This window comes from Psychrobacter sp. Rd 27.2 (assembly GCF_001921755.1).
In the GTDB taxonomy this organism is placed as follows: domain Bacteria; phylum Pseudomonadota; class Gammaproteobacteria; order Pseudomonadales; family Moraxellaceae; genus Psychrobacter; species Psychrobacter celer.
Genome location: NZ_MRYB01000010.1, coordinates 89,282 through 107,674 on the forward strand (window position 1 = coordinate 89,282; position 18,393 = coordinate 107,674).

Here is an 18,393-nt window from a genome sequence, read left to right on the forward strand (position 1 = left end):
GTTTGTCATCGAGCAAATACTAAATCTACAGCAACGATATTCGTAAGGACATCATATGACATTTTATACCGCTATCCGCACAACTGTATTGGCGACCATCGTATCCGCTGGCTTGTTAAACATGGCACACGCTAACGAATCTCTAAAAATGGAGCTAACTGCCAATAAAGTAGTCAAAAATGCAGAAGGTAAAATCAGCTATTTACCGGTCAGTACAGCGCCTGCAGGCACTATTGTTCAATACAAAGCAACCTACACCAACACCATCAATCAAAACATCAACGATCTGGCCGTGACCTTACCTATTCCAGCAAACATGACGTTTACTGGCGAGGTGTTTCCTACTAGCGCGCAAGCCAGTATTGATGGCAAAAACTATGCAGATATGCCACTCATGCGTAAGGTCGATGGCAAGCTGGTCAAAATCCCTTTATCTGAATACCGTAGCCTTCGTTGGAATATCAAATTATTGCCAGCAAAGAAATCTGCCTCCGTGGCACTGAATACCATTGTTGACTGATGTTTTGTTGACACCTTACACCCCTTAGGAGAGTTACCGTATGAGAGCGAAATTATTTAAACATTCCGTGTTAACCGTTGGTGTCATCGCTGCGATGGGCACAGCTATCAGTAGCAATGCTGCCAATGTCACTTATGATCAAAACAATGCATTTAAAGTCAGAAACATCGCAACAGCGACATATAAAGTCGTGGGTAACGATACAACGCAGACTGCTGAATCGAACGAAGTCACCGTCAACGTCACAGAAACTGGGGCCTTTAGCTTAATTCCTACTTCAGTGGATAATGATCCTAATGACGACCTGAATAAAGATCAAAACATTGCGCCAAAAGCCGGCGCGACTGTAAACTTCAATCATACGCTCAAAAACGATGGTAACGTCGCCGATACCTATCAGGTAAATATTGGTAATGCTTCAAACGATCAATTTGACTATGCCATTGCCAAAAGCATCATTACCTATCAAAAAGTAGATGCCAATAACAACAATATTGGTGGGGTTGAGACCGTCGCCAATGGAGGCAATATCGCGCTAGGTGCTGGTGAGTCTGCGAAGATTACTATCGCTGCCACCACTGATGCTGCTCGTACCGTTGGTAAAAACGGTATTTTGACCGTATCGGCAACCAGTGCTTATCTAAATGGTAAGGGACAAACTGCAACCGCCAGCAACACTGATAACGCTATCACCACGACCCCTATTTATGCCATTACCAAGTCTGCAGTGACCAATTTGGGCACTCGTAACATCGACTTGAATAATGCCAATGCTTATGTTGATTACACCATCAGTGTGACCAACGAAGGTAACGCTGACGGCACAGACGTCACTATTGAAGACGCGCTACCAAACGGCTTGATGCTTATCAAAAATGGCGAGGCCAATTACACTGCCCCTACCATCAAGCGTAATGGCACTGTCGTCAATATCACCCCCTCTGTCACCGACGATAAAATCACCTTTGCTGGTGTAGATATCGCTAAGACCCAAACCATCACTGTCACCTTCCGTGCAAAAAAATCCACCAATGCTTCTGTGACCAGTGATTTTGTCAACTACGCGGTTGTCAAAGATGATGTCGATGGCGATGGTACGTTTGACTTGATCGATAACTCAGGTGACAAAACACTAAACGGCACGCCAGAAAACAACTACGAAGACTCAAACCTACCTGCAGATCGTGACGGCAAAGACAATAACGACAATGCCGCGGTAACGCCGACCAGTCAAAACCGTGAGCTGACAATTACTGCCTCTGCCGACAAAGAAGTGGCGCTACAAAGTCAAAACAATGTGTACAACTACACCATCACCAACAAAGGTAGTGATGTGACCGAAGCGGCCAACCCAGGTGAAGTATTGTTTACTGTACTGCCAACCGATGACAACCAAAAAATTAATATCGGCCAAGTATTCGTCGACGCAAACAACAATGGCAAATTGGACAATGGTGAAACGATACTGACTGCCAACCCAAACAACCAGTACGACCTAAACCAAGCGGCACCAAATGGTCTAGTATCTGCTAAAGGCAATACTCCTGCAGGTTCAGTTGTCATCGGTGTTGTGGTAAATACCAACGGTTCAGGTAGCAAAAAATCTCCAAACGTCACTGACATTGGTACCTCTGAAAAAATGACGATCACTGTACTACCGCAAACGGTGATCAATGGCACGCCAGCACCTGCCAATGTGAATACCACCTCAACCACTACCATGCAAGGCATTGATTTGGATAAATTCCAAGCAGTGGCAGCGTGTGGCACAGCGCCAACAGCGATTACTAACTGGGTTACCTCTGATATCAACGCCACTGCTGGTGCTTGTATTTTTTATAAACTAGAAGCCATCAACACCTTTACCAACACTCAGATTAACAATGTGGTGTTGTCAGATACGCTCAAAAGCACTACATATCAGAATGATTTTGCCTCTGATACCTCTGCCAACTCGCCAGTGGCAACGCCTAGCATCAACGGCAGCTTGATAACTGGTACGTTTAGTAAATTGGTCGGAAAAGAAGTGGGGAATGTGTATTTTTCTGCCAAGATTTCTCAGACAGGCACAAACTAAACCCTAATCCACCATCTTAAACATTATTGATATTTTAGGCGCTTTCTTCACCCACGGTCAGGAAAGCGCCCCTTACTCCTAAACATTTGGAGCGGTTTTATCATATTTTCTCACATAAGTAGGATTACTAATTATGCGCCAAGCCGTATTTTTGTCTCGTAACCCACGCTATCAGACCGGTGCGTTGACTACGCTGGCAGCGTCGATGCTACTTATGCAAGCAAATATCGCTCATGCCGAAAACGGCAAGGGTGTGATTGATATCGACAATATCGCCAGTGTCAATTATGTCGTGGCCGCTGGCAGCCCTCAATCAGGCACCTCTAACAATGTAAAAGTCAAAACTTTTACCCTCCCTCAGTATGCGATCAGCCTCACTCAGCCGCCGATGCAGACCATCGAGCGCGGTGACACTATCGAGTGGGTCAATGTATTATCCAATAATGGTACTTATGATGAGATCGTCACCTTAAGCTACGACTATCCAAGCAGCTTGTCTAATTTTAAGGTTTATCAAGACCTGAATAAAAATGGCCGTATTGATGATAATGAGTCCGCGCTGCGCAATCCAAATCAGATAAAAGTCGGACAAGGTGAGAGTATTCAGCTCATCATCCAAGCGCTGGCTGCAGCCGATGCCGCAGATGGTGACACCGCAGATATCAAGCTCGGTGCCGTCGTGGCAAACGATGAGTCAGTGATTGCCTCAGCCACAGATAGCTTGGTCATCGTCGAGCCTAATATTCGCTTTACCAACGCTGATTTTCTTGGTGATAAAGATACCTCTCAAGTGGGCAAACGCGTCTACGCCGAAGCAGGTTACGTTCAGTGTAATGCCCAGTATGATAAACCTGATCAAATCTGGGTGACAATAAAATCTCCTCAGACTGGCGATAGCTATGCGCTAAAGGGCATAGAGACAGGCGATAATACAGGTAAATACCACTTATCTGCCGCCACGCAAAACAACGCCAATGCTATTAATGATCAAGTCATCCAAACACTGCAGGGCGATGACTTAGCCATCAGCTTAGACGCTTGTATCGCACCTTCAGTCGGCTTAAACGAGCAGCCGTTCACTGCTGACTTAAACTTTTTGACAGAAAACATCAGCAGCCGCATTGCCATCATCGATGATGCTCCTACCTTGACGGTACAAAAAGAAGCCGATGTCAAAGCTGCTGAGTTTGGTGACTACGTCAATTACATAATCAGCGTGACCAACGATGGTAAAGCAACCGCTTACGATGTACAGCTAAAAGACGCACTGCCGCGCGGCTTTGATTATGTCAAAGGCAGCGTACGTGTCGACAAAGGCACCAGCAACGTTGAGATCCAACAAGCGCAAACGACAGAATTTAAAGCAGATGGTAAATATCAGGTTCTAACCTTAGGCGATCTGACTGCTGGAGAAACCAAAAACATCACCTATCGTGTCTTGATTGGCTCATCAGCACTAGGCGGCGACGGCATCAACCGCGCTATTGCACAGGGTCGCGACTCTAAAGCTGGCGGCACGACCATCACCTCTAGAGAAGCACAGTGGCCAGTTGAGGTCAGCCGCGGGGTCATGAATACGGACGGCATCATCATCGGTCAGGTTTACCATGACATCAACCGCGATGGTATTCAGCAAAAAGAAGATGGTGAGCTGGGTGTCGCTGGTGTGCGTATCTATATGGAAAACGGTAACTTTATCGTCACTGACCCTGAAGGTAAATATAACTTTTATGGCGTGAGTGCCAAGACGCATGTGCTAAAGGTTGACCGCACAACCATACCTAGAGAGACTGAGCTGGTCATTCAAAGTAACCGCAATGCTGGTGATGCTGGCAGCCGTTTCGTTGACCTAAAATATGGAGAACTGCATCGCGCTGACTTCGCTATCGTCGGTGGTATGGGCGATAGCACAGATCGTCTAAACGCAGAGCTGGTAGCGCGTAGCAAGAGTATAGGTACAAAAAACGATGCTTTAGAAAAAGCGATACAAAACGAGCTGACTTTAGAGCCTGACTATGATCGTGATGTGACTGATAATGTTGATGCCAGTGGTTGTAAGTCTAATGACGACTTAGATCAGAGCATAAAATGTGACTCTACTATCGTCAATGACATGACTACACCTAATGCTGAGCGTATAGAAATGGCTGTTAAAACCATCAAGCAGCCAAAAGCTGAACTGTTAGAAGAGTCCCTAAAAGAAGTGGCAAGCAATGAGGTTGCTTTTATTAACTTGAGCAGCGGTCAGCAGCTGGCCTCACATAAGCAACTGGTTCAAGTACAAGCGCCATTGGGCTCAAACTTTACCCTATATGCCAATGGCAAGCCCGTATCCGAACAACAAATCGGTAAAACCGCTGAGCAAGAAAAACAAAAAGTCATCGCTTTTGACTATTATGCCGTCGACCTAAAGCGTGGGCGCAATACTCTACGCGGTGTCGCAACAGACATTAACGGTAAGATCATCTCTAAGCAGAGCATCGAGGTGCTCACTCCTGATAGCTTACAGGCGATTGATTATCGTACCCAAGATAGCTTAGTCCCAGCCGATGGTGTCAGCGAATATCAAATCGTCATCAGTCTAAAAGACCGTGATGGCCGCCCTTATGTCGCCTCTACCCCGATGACCATCGACACCAGTATCGGTCGGATCAATTTGCCTGATAGCAATAAAGACCAGGCTGGCACCCAAGTCACCGTCAATGGTGGCGAGCTGCTCATTTCTGTCATCGCGCCAAGTGCGCCGGGCAAAGGTGAGCTGGTCATCGATACGGGTAGTAGCAAGCAAGTGGTTCCGTTACAGTTTACTGCCAAGCTGCGTCCGCTGATCGCTGTTGGTATCGTAGAAGGCACCATCTCACTCAAAGACTTTGATGGCAGCAATATCACAGATGCACAAGGCGCGTTCGAGCAAGAGCTGCATGAAATATCAGGCAATGCTGATTATTCAGCCACTGGTCGTGCAGCGATGTTCCTAAAAGGCAAAGTACGCGGCGATTATCTGCTGACACTGGCCTATGATAGTGACAAAAAAGGCGAGCGCCTATTCCGTGATATCGAGCCGGGCGAGTATTATCCTGTATATGGCGACTCATCGGCCAAAGGCTTTGATGCCCAATCGACCAGCAAGCTTTATGTACGTGTCGATAAAGGCCGCTCGTTTGCGATGTACGGTGATCTAAAAACCCAAATCGACAACGATGAAGGGATTGAGCTTGGTCAGTACAATCGCACCTTGACTGGTCTAAAAGCGCAATTTGAGGACGATAATACCCGTATTACCGCCTTTGCTGCCGAAACCAGCACCTCACAACGCGTCAATGAGACTCGTGGTCTTGGTATCTCAGGCCCTTATCCCCTTGGCGAAGACTTTGATGCGGTACTTGAAAACTCAGAGACGGTCGAAGTCATCACTCGTGATGCCAACAACTCAGGGCTTATTATCAGCCGCAAAACACTGACCCGCTTTGCCGATTATGAAATCGACCCGATTAGCCGCAGTTTATATCTAAAATCGCCAATTGCCAGTCTCGATATCGATGGCAACCCGATCTACCTACGGGTGACGGTCGAGGTCGATGAAGGTGGCGAAAAATACTGGGTTGGTGGTGTGGCCGCCAAGCAACAACTGACTAAAAAAGTCGCTATCGGTGGTAGCTATATCCATAGTGATGACCCACTTAATAAAGAAGAGCTTGCCAGTGTTAACAGCGTTATTAAGTTTAACGACAAGCTAAAACTGGTCGCTGAATATGCCAGAAACAAAGCAGAAAACCCCAATTACGACCCCAGCAATCAGATCAACAGTACTGAGCTTACTGGCAATGACGTCGAAGGCGACGCTTTCAGAGTGGAGCTTGATTATGATGATAAGAAAAACACCCGCGCCAAAGCCTATTATCATGATGCCGATATAGGGTTTGTCACCGGTGCATCGCCGCTAACCGCTGGCCGTACCGAGTCTGGCGTAGAAGTCACTCATACTTTGAATGACAAAAGTACCGCCTTAAAACTAGAAAGTGTACGCACAGAAGACCACGCCACTGATGCCAGCCGTGAAGGCGTACAGGCCAGTGTCGAGCAGCGCCTGAGCAAAAACATCGTGGGTGAAGTTGGTCTGCGCTACTATAAGCAAGATGCCACGGCAGCCTCACGCAATACGCAAGCGACAACTGATGTAATAGGCACTGATATTGTAGATAAAGATGATAATCCAATATTTAATGATAGCCTGATTAATCAGTCAGCGCTTAATAACGCAAATGACGCAGCAGAAAATATTGAGGGCACCATCGCCCGCGCGCGTATTACCGCGCGGCTGCCTAAACTTAATAACGCTTTGGTATTTGCCGAATATGAGCAAGATATTGACAATAGCGAGCGCAACGCCACCTCTATCGGCGGTGAGACAGCCCTGGGTAACCTCGGCCGCTTGTATGCGCGTCACGACCTAATCAATAGCTTATCTGGCAGCTATGGCCTTGATGATACAGACGAGCGCCAGCGTACGGTCGTGGGCTTTGATGCTACCTACATGAAAGACGGCAAAGTTTATAGCGAATACCGCATGCGTGATGCAATCAGTGCGCGCGAAGCCGAAGCTGCTATCGGTCTCAAAAACAAATGGTACGTGCAAGAAGGCCTGACCCTAAGCACGTTGTTTGAGCGCGTCGAATCGCTAGAAGGCGAGACAGCCAATACAGCAACCGCAGCGGGCATTGGCGTCGAATACTTAGCCAAAGAAAACTACAAAGCCTCAGGACGCTTTGAGAAACGTTGGGGCGAGACCAGCGACACCTTATTAGGAAGTGCAGGCATCGCCTATCGTTATACTGATGACATTACCCTACTTGCCAAGGACATCTACTCACAGGTCGACTATGATGATGGCCATCGCACCATCAACCGTTTTCAGTTAGGCGCTGCCTATCGCGACTATGATAGCAATCAGCTAGACATGCTAGCAAAACTTGAGTACCGCTTAGACGACAATGCTACTGGCACTGACCAATATCAAAAAGATACAACGATATGGTCGTGGAGCGGCAACTACCATCCAACGCGCGCGCTCACCCTCTCTGGTCGCTATGCGGGCAAATATACCCAATATGACGCTGATGATATCGTCAGCGAAAATACCGCGCATGCTGTCTATACACGCGGTTTATATGACATCAGCGAGCGCTGGGATATAGGCCTACAAGCCGGTACTTACTGGAACAAGCAAGCGGATGATATGTCATATATGCTTGGGGCAGAAGTTGGCTACAGCCCGATGACCAACCTATGGTTGTCGCTTGGCTACAACTTTATGGGCTTTGAAGATGAAGAGATCGCTTATGACGACAGTACGCAAGAAGGCGCTTACTTTAGATTACGCTTTAAGTTTGATGAGGATTTATTCAAACGCGAAGACCCACGCAAAAATAAGCGTTTGCCGAGCAACGCGACGCTATAATCTAACAAAATTGTCGTCGCTCTGAGCTGCAGCAATTTTTTCATTACTGTACTGATATTTTTCAGTTGGCTCATATATACTGATAAACGTTTGATATAGTGATTAGGGCGTGTCCTGATATTGACAAACACTTAAAAATAAAACCGATTGCCTGAATAAAAGGGTTGTAATATGTCGAAGTCTACCAGCACAGTAGCTACCTATAAACGCTCTTTTTATACGGCACTGTCCACAGTATTGCTACTCACGTCTGCTTCATCAGCATTGGCAGCAAGCGACCGTGTCAAAGCGAATACACTGATAAGTAATGACTACTGCCATAGCAATTTAGAAAATCATATCCCTTCTTATCAATACCAAAGCACCGAGCAGCAGGCATTGAGCTGTATGCTCACACAGGTAAAACCCTATCAGCAAGCGGATAAGACAGCACACCAGCGCTACTGGGCCTACAAAGCGCAAGCATGGCTAAATTACGCCATTCATCAAGACAGTATCAATAGTCGCTCTACCGCTGGTGCCGACGCTGCCCAAGCGGCAGAGTCCATACTGCACTCATTAAAGAATGGCACAGAAAAAAATATCAGCCTGTATCAAGACATCCCTGCGATGTCTGCCTTGATGCGGCCAGACCTATGGGCAACTATAAGTGCCCTCAAAGACAGTGACGGCATCGCTGTTGCCCCGCGTGAGATGGCGTTTAGTGAAGTGGCTCTGATTTGGGCGGCCACCAATCAATGCGCGCGCGGCAGGCGAGAGTCAGGGATTCATTTTCGCATGGCCGATCGCTGGCTTGAGCAAGCACGCCAAGCCTACGTCAATGCTCACGACTCACAGACCAATGTTGCCCTGCAAGCGCGTATCGTTCGCTATTATGAGGCGTACGCCCCTCTTGACTCAGGAGAAGACACATGTCATGGGCAAGCGCTCTCTCCTATATAAGCCACCTACCCTGCTAACTAATCACCAAGCACTAATCACTAATCACCAAGCACCAAGCACCAAGCACCAAGCACCAAGCACCAAGCACCAAGCACCAAGCATAAGTACAGACATAAAAAAGCCGACTATGCAGTGAGCATGTCGGCTTTTTCGTTGCTATTTGACCAGTAGCATACTGTCAACTAACGGTTTTTACGCGGTAGTTTTTCTGGCAAATAACAGCGCAAATAAGCGATAAATGCCGTATTTGCTTCTTGAATATAGTCACTGGTGATGCTTTGATGACGACGATAAGACAAAGTAAAGATCGCATTGACGATGCTATAAGCAATCAATAACGTGTCTTGAATATCATCAAAGTTCGGCATCTCATAACGCTCTGATAAGCGCTTATACACCAAGTCTATGATTTGATGATCGATATCTTCACCGAAACTGTCTCCTTCAAAATCAGGCGTATTGGTGTCATAGATCAGCTTGGCTTTGGTTTCATCATTATGAAAGATTGTCACGCACTTATCGATCAACGCGGTTAAATACCCCTGCCATCTGTCGTAATTGCCGATATCGACCGTCTCTACCATCTCTAATATCTCGATTGCATTCAAAAAACGCAACGCTAAAAATATCGCTTCGATATTAGGGAAGAAATGATAAGCAGATGCGCGCGGAATACCTGCCTCTTCGCACACCGCTGCAAGGGTAATATCGTTAATAGCATGGGTTTCGCTTAGCTTTTTGGCACCAGCCAATAGCTTTTGACGGCGTGCACGACCCTGCTGACTGGTAAACTTAAACTTATTTGGCACCAGCTTTTTTGCCAGCTCCGAATCTACCAATACGTCTTCAATCTTTTCGTCTTTATTTTCGCTCATTGTAAGTCTCTTAATGTTACGCCCTATTTTATAAATACGGTCTTTATTGAAAGTTTGGTCTTAAATAAAAAACAACGATGATTGACTAACAATAAGTCATTACTATCATCGCCACCCCTTTCAATAAGGAGGCATCATAAACGCTTGTATACTATCAAGCAAGGCAGTTTAGTGGGTTAAAAATAATATATGAGTCAACAACATAACAATGTCGATATAACTGTATGATACTGCTAATTATTTAGTTTGATTTTCGCTCTTATAATACCATGATCGATGACCCTATCTGCATAATCCCATTTTAAATGATCATTAAAATAGTCCACCCGCTCTACCTGACCGAGGGAAAACTTGCTATCAGGTAAGAACTCTTCTGACACAAATAATTGATCGATGACCTCTGGCATACCTTGGTAAATATGAGTATAAGCCACATCTTTCATCCAGCCATAACGCGCTTGAATACGGGCAGCATCAAATAGTGCGACATCGCGCATGCTTTTATCATAATTGACCTCGCCCGTCTCCGTCATCAGCTGCGTGGTGACGCTATTCGTCACATCATTCATGTCACCCAACAAAATCAGCGGCTCACGGGTATTCTGCAAACGCTCGATGATAGACATACGAATCGAAGCCGCTTCGGCCGCACGCATACAAAGACTTCGTAGCTTGGCACGGACCCTGATATTAGGGTCATCCATATCTTCTAGCAAGTTACCGGCCTCATCACGCAGGAAAAAAGCACGTTTGCTTTTTAGATGCGCGGTGACGATGGTGATTGGCTGACCATAAGCATCAACTCGCACCATCAGCGGTGGTCGATTAAAGCGCTGGTAGAGACCCACATCAGGGACATCAAGCACCGCCTTCGGTGCCACCTCTTCTAACAAACTGACCTCTAACGACTCAAAACGGCTGATCATGCCTACCGCTGGTGTCTTTTGGGCACCCTGCCCTTGGGTATGAGGGCTGGCCGCATCATTGCTTGCCAGCGGTGCGATGACGTGCTTTGCTTCAAAACCCAAAGACGCCGCCAGCGCTACTAAAGCGGCACTATCCCAAACTTCTTGTACAGCGATGATATCGGCATGAGCCTTCGCCAGTAGCTCACTGATACCGCGTAGCTTATGATTGTATTCAGTATCATTATAAGCAGGGGCATTGTCATAATAAATGCGGTTGGGATTTGCAAAGTTCAATAAGTTAGCAGTCGCGATATAAAATTGATGATTATCAGCCTTATTATTCATATATTCCCTATTATTTTTATAATGTCTGATATATTCATTAAAATCCATACATAATAAACTTTTTTCATAAAAAAAGCTTCCAAAGATGCCTTCGGAAGCCTCAAAATAACATAAATAATATAAATAAAAGCGATTGAAAGAAACTAATGTACAATTAAACTCTCTGCTGTAACGTCATAGTAAGTTCTTATAATACTGCTTAGTTTTTAGACAGTTACGCTTTTTTATTTATATTTTCTGATGAGTTTTTATAAAACTTTTAGTGTCTTATAAAGAAGCCAGTTAAGAAACACGGTTCCATGCATCGCGTGAGGCTCGGCGAGCATCATTCCACTCTAGGCGAGACTCGCCTTTTACTTCATGCCATGAGCGCTCTAAATCAGCTTCGTGGTCTTCAAAACGCGCATCGGCTGGATAGCGCGCACGATTGGCGTAGCCTACTGCATATGCTGGGTGCAAATCACGATCAAAATCTAGGCCATCGCGATAGTAGTCTGCATTGGCATACTCAGCGCGCCAGTATGCTTCTTCACGTGTCGGATCGATCGCTTCTGCGGCTGCATGACCGGCGCCGCCACCGACGACTGCACCAATCGCGCCGCCAATTAGTGTCCCTAGCGGCCCTGCCATTGTACCAATAGCCGCGCCCGCTGCTGCACCGCCAACACCGCCAACACCTGTGCCAACAGGATGGGAGCCTGGCTCACCGGTAATGATGTCTGCGTTTAAGTCTTTTTTAGACTCTTTTGACATGTGTTTTACTTCACTGCGATCGATACCGTCATGGTTACTCATAATATTATCCTTAAATTATTTGTTATATTTTAACTATTCAGACCGCTAAGCTTGCGGACTTGCGAATACCATTAAAGTATAGGAATTTATGAATAAGCTTCGATAGACGCGTTATGTAAACTCTGTCCCACTTCAGATTGCCTTACGTTACAGCCTGTATCTTTCTCACGGTCGTGTACGGCCGTTTCAGGTTTTCAGTAATACTCCTTTATTGATTTTATCGTCTCCTTAATTTTCTATATCATTATTTATCGCGTTGTTTTATAGCGTCATTAAGGATCGTTTGATGGCTTGCTGCCATTTACTCAGATGCTGCTCACGCATATCTGCCGACATGCTCGGCTCAAATATACGCTCTACTTGCCAAGACGCTTGCATCGTGGTGTCATCATACAGCCCTGTTTTTAGACCCGCGAGCATTGCTGCACCTTTTGCGGTGATTTCTGTGTCCCTAGGACGTAGCACCGGCACATCCAGTAGATCTGCCTGAAACTGCATCAGCAAATCATTATTGGCCGCGCCGCCATCTACCCTGAGCTCTGTAAGCGGATGCGGGCTGTCTTTTTGCATTGCAATCAGCACGTCAAAGGTTTGATAAGCGACCGCTTCTAGCGCTGCGCGAGCAATATGCGCCTTAGTAGTGCCGCGGCTCATCCCAGTGATACTAGCGCTGATATCAGAGCGCCAATAAGGCGCGCCAAGTCCTGTAAAGGCTGGCAATAGTACCACCTCCTCACTACTGTCTACTTGCCGTGCCAAATCCTCCACTTCACCACTTGTCTTAATCATACCCAAATTATCTCGTAGCCACTGGATAATGGCGCCTGCCATAAACACACTACCTTCCAAGGCATAGGTCACTTCTTTTTTTGGTGGCTGTAATAGGCGCATACCTGACTGGACGATTTGGTCAAATGATAAGTTATCTGGGCGCGTTGGGCTGGTTTTTCGCTGCCACGCGATGGTGGTCAGCAGTTTATGTTCGCTGATTTTTGGTTGTTTGCCTATGTTCATCAGCATAAAGCACCCAGTCCCGTAGGTGTTTTTGGCCATACCCGCGTCCAGACAGCCTTGGCCAAAGAGCGCCGCTTGCTGATCGCCCAATACCGACTGAATGGGTATTTGCTTGGCAAATAGGCCTTTTTTAGTCTTGCCAAAATCTCCGTCAGACGGCAAAACGGTGGGTAGGATGCTCATGGGTATCGAAAAACGGGCACACAGCGCCTCTGACCATGCCAGCTTATGAATATCAAACAATAACGTCCGAGATGCATTGGTCACATCGATGACATGCTCGCCACCAGTCAGTTTGTATATCAACCAGCTATCGATGGTGCCCACCGCTATCTCACCTCTACTGGCGCGCACGCTCAGCTTAGGGTTGTTTTCGAGCAGCCAAGCGATTTTGCTGGCGCTAAAATATGGATCGAGGCGCAGGCCAGTCAGGCGCTGCACCTCTTCTGCCATGCTATGCTGCGCGCCGCTATTGAGACCCGTGTCGCTACCTGCAATCTTGCTCAATGCGCTTTTGCCCTGTACACCGCTGTCAGACTCGCCGCGACTTGCAGGCTCAGCGGCCAGAGTTTTGCAATAGCTGGCCGTACGCCTGTCTTGCCAAATAATCGCTGGCGCTAATGGCTTGCCGGTTTGTTTGTCCCACATCACAATAGATTCGCGCTGGTTGGTGATGGCAATGCTGCTGACATCGGTGGCCAGCAGGCCTGCGAGGTTGATCACATCGTGCGCACAGCTAATCTGCGTCTGCCAAATTTGCTGGGCATCTTGCTCTACAAAACCTGCCTTAGGTGTCTGCAAGGTCGTCGGTTGCTGCGCCATCTTAATGGGGCGGGCGTGATCGTCGTAGAGTATCGCTCGGCTCGATGTCGTGCCTTGGTCCAAGGCCAATATATATCCTGCCATTACCTGTCCCTTTTTGCTGATATGCTAAATAATCGTCAGCTCAGTTTACAATATGTCCTGAGTCTGTCCTATTCTGAGTATAGTCGATGTACTCTAAAAAGAGCATAGCGCTACTGGGATGCTCTTTTTAAACGTCGGTTGCGCAGCCTTTGGGAATGCAGCACGCAAGTAAAATTTATACCAGTAGTGCGTTTAAGTTTATATAACCGTTTCATTTTCAACTGACTATATGTCCTATATAACGCTAAGTCTTCTATTTTTGATGTTTGGCTTGTGATACCGATTATAGCGCGGTATTTTGCCGGCACTGCTTGCCATATGTATAGCCATCTTTTGCGCGGTTTGATGTCTATTCATTTACTGTAGCTGATTGTCTATCATAGCGCTATTTAATACACAATAGAAAAAGTCAAAATACTGAGCATTGACCCGTCACGATTGAGGCTCTACAGTGTGCTCATAATAGGGCACATCCTCACTTATTTGCTTTGGATGAATAGTCTATAATAAATGTACAATGCTATCTGCTGCCAGCTTGCGATACGCAGTCATACCCGTAGCAACCTGTATACCAGTGTACTTTTTTATTCAGGTCTGATGGTCTTGAATCATACCTTGCACTCTCATTAACGGCTTATGTGACTTATGAAATTTGCTTTATCGGCTCTCTCTATTGCTATGACGACGGTGACTCTAATGAGTGCATCGATAGTTACCCATGCAAACACAGACACTCGTGTAGACCCCACGGCAGCGCCTAGCCACGCCGGCTTTCAAAATGAGATAAAAACCATCACGCAAATCGTTGAGGCAGAGGATAGCGCGGCGCATATTCAGGCAACCGACGACATCCGCATCACACACAGTGCGATGAGTCATGACCATAAGCGTACGACAAAGCCCTTAAGCACGCTTATCGACCCCATCACGCACAAGACAGTGGACAACAGCTATGCGCTGGATGTGCCTAGTTTTTTGAGCCTTGAGCAAGCACAAGACATCTTATTGCAAGTCTCACCCAAGATCGCGGCCAATGATGCAGCCATCGCCGCCAGTGAATACCAAACCGACGCGCTCAAAACCTTAGACAACCCACTGGTGTTTGCGCGCGTTTCAGCCAGTGCCTACCACCTCGATGAGGATATCGATTTGTCTTCACTCAGAAGCGGTATTGTCAATGAGATCAATAACAGCGTCGATGGCATTGTCCCGCCGCCTGTCCCAGATTTGCCAAACTTCGGTGAGCTCGTTGGCGAACGCCTGCCGGACTCTTATGATTTTAAGCGATCAGGCGAGACGACCAGCGCTGGCCTAGGCGTGGCGTGGCCCATCTATACCGCCGGACGCACCGCAGCTCTAACGGGAGCCTCCCGCGCCCGTACCCAAGAGACACTCGCAGACAGCATACTAGATAAAAACGCACTATATAACACATTAATCGAGCGGTATTTTAAAGCGCAGCTTGCCATCATTGCCGCCTATTTACGAGACGATGCTTATGACACGTTAAAACAGACCGACCATATGGCCGAGCGCTTGTATGAAGAAGGCTTTATCTCTCATGTCGATAGACTAGAGGCACAGTCGGCGCTGGCAGATGCCAAAAGCGAAGCTGTCAAAGCCAACAACGATGCTCGCCTTGCGATGATTGCACTACAAAGACTGCTGCGCACTGACTACCGTATCAAGCCCACTACGCCACTGTTTGTCTCCAGCCGCCCGTTGCCTGATGTCAGCTACTTTCAGGACTTGGCGCTCAACAATCACCCAGGGCTACAAAAAGTTGCGGCCAAGCGCGCGCAGGCGCAGCAGCTACATGCCTTGTCCGATACAGGCTACAAGCCGACAGTCATGCTTTATGGCTACGGGCAAGTTGAAAAAGACCCAAGCTGGGTCGCTGGTATCTCTGCCAGCTGGAAGCTGTGGGGCGGGCTCGACAAAACCGCATCACTGGCCTCTAGTAGCGCGCAGATTCGTCAAGCCGACTTGTCTGAGATCGAAGTCAGTGACAACTTACTCCTGCTGGTCGAAAAAAACTGGCATGATGTCAATAATGCCCAAGCACGCTATCAAGCCCTGCAGAGCAATGTAGATCTGGCCGCAGAGGTGCTGCGCTTGCGCCGTTTGGGGTTACAAGAAGGTGTCAATACCACGATAGAGGTGGTACAAGCACAAACGCAAGCGCTCAAAGCCCGTACCGAGCAGGCACAAGCAGCACATGACTATGTACAAGCACTGGCCGCCCTGATGCAAAGCTGCGGCACACCGTTGGCATTCAATGCTTACCTCAATGCCGCTGACATTCTATTGCCGACTTTATATACTCAGCAATAAAAAAACAAATAACCATAAAAAATCACAACGACTTAAGTAAGCTACCGTCATTTACTTAACATGGCTGATAGAGACACCTAACCTTAACCTTTAGTATGAATGATTGTTTTATGAAGAATCTGACTGCTACCTCGACCCGCAATTGGCGACAGACGTTACTAGAGACGTGGCGTATTGCCAATACCTCAAACGTTTGGGCACACTGCGCAAGCGTCGGTTATTTTGGTTTTTTGTCGATTTTTCCGGTCATGGCTGTATTTGTGCTGCTATACGGCTTGGCGTTTTCGCCCGCCGAGATGCAAGAGCAGATATCACTGCTACGCCCCTTTATACCTGATACGGTATATGACGTCTTAGATTCGCGCCTAAGCGATCTGGTCTCTAACACCGCCTCCACCCTCACTTTTGGCCTGATTGTCTCAGCCTTACTTGCTTTATATGCAGGCTCCAAAGGGGTTAAATCATTAATCATTCTTATCAACCTGGCCTTTCACATCAGCCAAGAGCGCGGTTTTATTCAAGGCACCATACGCGCCCTTGGTTTGACCTTGGCGGCAGTGGTGGTTTTGATTATAGCCATATCCTCTATCGCGATTATTCCTGTCGCCGCCGCTTATCTGCCCTTCCCGCAAGTCGCCAAGACAGTGGCGCTTTGGAGCAGATGGCCGATACTGGCAGGCATTATATTTTTATGCTTTTTGGGTTTATACCGATTAGCGCCCAATCGGGACGCGGTCGCGCTAAAAAAACTGGTGCCAGGTGCGCTGATAGCGACCGTCCTTTGGATTGTGCTGTCGATATTGTTTTCGCTGTATGTACAAAACTTTAATAATTATAGCGCTGAGTTTGGCGTGCTTTCGGCTGCTGTGGTCATTATGCTATGGCTGTATTATTCAGCGTTTATCGTCGCCTTTGGTGCTATTTTTAACGCTGAGACGATCGAAAACGCCAAGCCTTATGCGATTCGTGTGTATTAATATCCTCTTTGTTTTCAACTTTGTTGCTTTAGGACTCTCACCGTCATGACTGAATTTCCAAACGAATCAGACGACTCACGCAAACTCCCTGATTCTGATGAATCAGCGCGGCCTCATGATGCACAGACGCCAACGGAGTCTGTAAAAGAGACGCCTGATGACAGCCCAGCACCAGCCGCGGCCGATTATTATCGCGGTACGCCAAAGTCAGATAATGCAGCCATGCGAAAAAAAGCCCTATTGGCTGGCGTGGCACTCATCATCATTGCTGTCATTGCCTACGGCCTATACAAAAGCACCGCGCAAAGTGAGCCGCCGCTTGTGACGCTACAAGGACAGATGCAAATGCAGCAAACGTCTATCGCCGCAAAGGTGCCAGGGCGCATCGCTCAAATCTTAGTTACCGAAGGTGATGACGTCACACCCGGCCAGCAGCTGATTGAAATGGACTCGCCTGAGATCAACGCCAAGATCGCTCAAGCACGGGCAGGCAAGCAAATGGCTCAAAGCCAGTTGGATAAAGCCGAAAACGGCGCGCGCCCGCAAGAGATTGCGCAGGCAAAAGCGGCATGGCAGGCCAACAAAGCCGCCTCTGATTTGGCAAAAAACACCTATCAGCGTGTCAACCGCCTTTATAAAGAAGGGTTGATGGCACGGCAAAAACGCGACGAAGCTTATGCGCAGTATCTGGCCACCCAAGATCAGACCGAAGCGGCGCGGCTACAGTATGACTTGGCACTAGAAGGTGCGCGCAGTGAGGATAAATCAGCGGCCACCGCACAAGTGGCGCAGGTTGATGCCCAGCTTGACGAGGCCTTGGTCGCAAAAGAGGAAGCCAATCTTAAAAGTCCGATTGCTGGTATCGTTGATAATGTCATCGTAAGCGCAGGCGAAGTCGTCGGTCAAGGGGTGCCAATCTTGACGCTGGTCAACACCGACGATCAGTGGGTGGTGCTCAATGTCACCGAGTCGCATCTCAATCAATTTGCCATCGGTCAAGTGTTTACAGGCACCATCCCAGCGCTATCTTCTGCCGGCAAGCCCTACAAAAAACAATTTACCGTTTATGCCACCTCGACCCTCTCCGACTTTGCCACGTGGCGACCGACCAATAACGATGATGGTTTTGATGTGCGCACCTTTGAGGTCAAGGCTCGCCCGACTGTGCCCGATGCTCGTATCCGCTCCGGCATGAGCGTCATCGTACCTATCGACCCAACCACCATGAGCCAAGAGTAAGCC

At 47.5% G+C, this 18,393-nt stretch carries 11 protein-coding genes; 7 read left to right on the top strand and 4 right to left on the bottom strand.

Annotated features, from left to right (window positions below; translation table 11 throughout):
• Nucleotides 1-55: 55 nt before the first annotated feature.
• From BTV99_RS09515 to BTV99_RS09530, 4 genes are all read left to right on the top strand, one after another.
• Entirely contained in the window at nt 56-520 is a 465-nt protein-coding gene (locus tag BTV99_RS09515; RefSeq protein ID WP_075102136.1) for a hypothetical protein, read from the top strand.
• Between the two features lie 40 nt (nt 521-560).
• Nucleotides 561-2,597 (top strand): DUF11 domain-containing protein, encoded by a 2,037-nt coding sequence (locus BTV99_RS09520; protein ID WP_075102137.1) that lies wholly within the window; start codon nt 561-563, stop codon nt 2,595-2,597.
• 133 nt (nt 2,598-2,730) lie between these two features.
• A complete protein-coding gene (locus BTV99_RS09525) occupies nt 2,731-8,055 on the top strand; it encodes a DUF11 domain-containing protein (RefSeq protein WP_075102138.1) in 5,325 nt (1,774 codons plus the stop codon).
• Between the two features lie 171 nt (nt 8,056-8,226).
• Nucleotides 8,227-8,997, top strand: a complete 771-nt coding sequence (locus tag BTV99_RS09530; protein WP_075102139.1) for a hypothetical protein — start codon at nt 8,227-8,229, stop codon at nt 8,995-8,997.
• A gap of 182 nt (nt 8,998-9,179) precedes the next feature.
• On the opposite strand, the gene BTV99_RS09535 is transcribed toward BTV99_RS09530, so the two are convergent.
• The 4 genes from BTV99_RS09535 to BTV99_RS09550 form a co-directional block, all read right to left on the bottom strand.
• Complete coding sequence (locus tag BTV99_RS09535) at nt 9,180-9,872, bottom strand: TetR/AcrR family transcriptional regulator (protein WP_075102140.1); 693 nt, start codon at nt 9,870-9,872, stop codon at nt 9,180-9,182.
• Nucleotides 9,873-10,105: 233 nt separating this feature from the next.
• Nucleotides 10,106-11,125: an endonuclease/exonuclease/phosphatase family protein gene (locus tag BTV99_RS09540; RefSeq protein ID WP_075102141.1), complete on the bottom strand. Its 1,020-nt coding sequence runs from the start codon at nt 11,123-11,125 to the stop codon at nt 10,106-10,108.
• 282 nt (nt 11,126-11,407) lie between these two features.
• Entirely contained in the window at nt 11,408-11,920 is a 513-nt protein-coding gene (locus BTV99_RS09545) for a hypothetical protein (RefSeq protein ID WP_075102142.1), read from the bottom strand.
• Nucleotides 11,921-12,181: 261 nt separating this feature from the next.
• Entirely contained in the window at nt 12,182-13,840 is a 1,659-nt protein-coding gene (locus BTV99_RS09550; protein WP_075102143.1) for an FGGY family carbohydrate kinase, read from the bottom strand.
• 696 nt (nt 13,841-14,536) lie between these two features.
• On the opposite strand from BTV99_RS09550, the gene BTV99_RS09555 reads away from it, so the two are divergent.
• The 3 genes from BTV99_RS09555 (at nt 14,537) to BTV99_RS09565 (ending at nt 18,390) form a co-directional block, all read left to right on the top strand.
• Nucleotides 14,537-16,174 (top strand): TolC family protein, encoded by a 1,638-nt coding sequence (locus tag BTV99_RS09555; protein WP_256713769.1) that lies wholly within the window; start codon nt 14,537-14,539, stop codon nt 16,172-16,174.
• 110 nt (nt 16,175-16,284) lie between these two features.
• Nucleotides 16,285-17,151: a YihY/virulence factor BrkB family protein gene (locus tag BTV99_RS09560; RefSeq protein ID WP_075102145.1), complete on the top strand. Its 867-nt coding sequence runs from the start codon at nt 16,285-16,287 to the stop codon at nt 17,149-17,151.
• Between the two features lie 45 nt (nt 17,152-17,196).
• Nucleotides 17,197-18,390 (top strand): HlyD family secretion protein, encoded by a 1,194-nt coding sequence (locus BTV99_RS09565; protein ID WP_075102146.1) that lies wholly within the window; start codon nt 17,197-17,199, stop codon nt 18,388-18,390.
• Nucleotides 18,391-18,393: the final 3 nt, after the last annotated feature.